This window comes from Pseudoalteromonas aliena (assembly GCF_038155085.1).
GTDB classification, from domain to species: Bacteria; Pseudomonadota; Gammaproteobacteria; order Enterobacterales; family Alteromonadaceae; genus Pseudoalteromonas; species Pseudoalteromonas aliena_A.
This window is the reverse complement of sequence record NZ_JBAKAU010000156.1, coordinates 1-223: the sequence shown is the minus strand read 5'-3', so window position 1 is coordinate 223 and position 223 is coordinate 1. Positions and strand designations below refer to the sequence as shown.

Below are 223 nucleotides of genomic sequence, written 5' to 3'. Positions count from 1 at the left end.
CTATAACGCTACGTGCGTATTAAATGGCGCAGGTTCCTTTATTGATAATGCTGAGCACACATGGGTGTGTGAGGTCGGCATTCCGGCACTGGCCGTGGGTGGTAGTGGCGATGTACTAACTTGTATTATTGGTGCTTTTCTGGCTCAAGGTTTAAATATTGATGAAGCAGCCCGCTAAGGCGTAACACTGCACGCTAAAGCCGGTGATATCGCCACTGAGCGA

1 pseudogene is annotated in these 223 nt (G+C 49.3%); it reads left to right on the top strand.

Annotated elements, in window-relative coordinates:
* Positions 1 to 175 (top strand): annotated as a pseudogene (locus V6260_RS18910) (NAD(P)H-hydrate dehydratase); the annotation flags it as partial.
* Between the last annotated feature and the right edge of the window lie 48 nt (positions 176 to 223).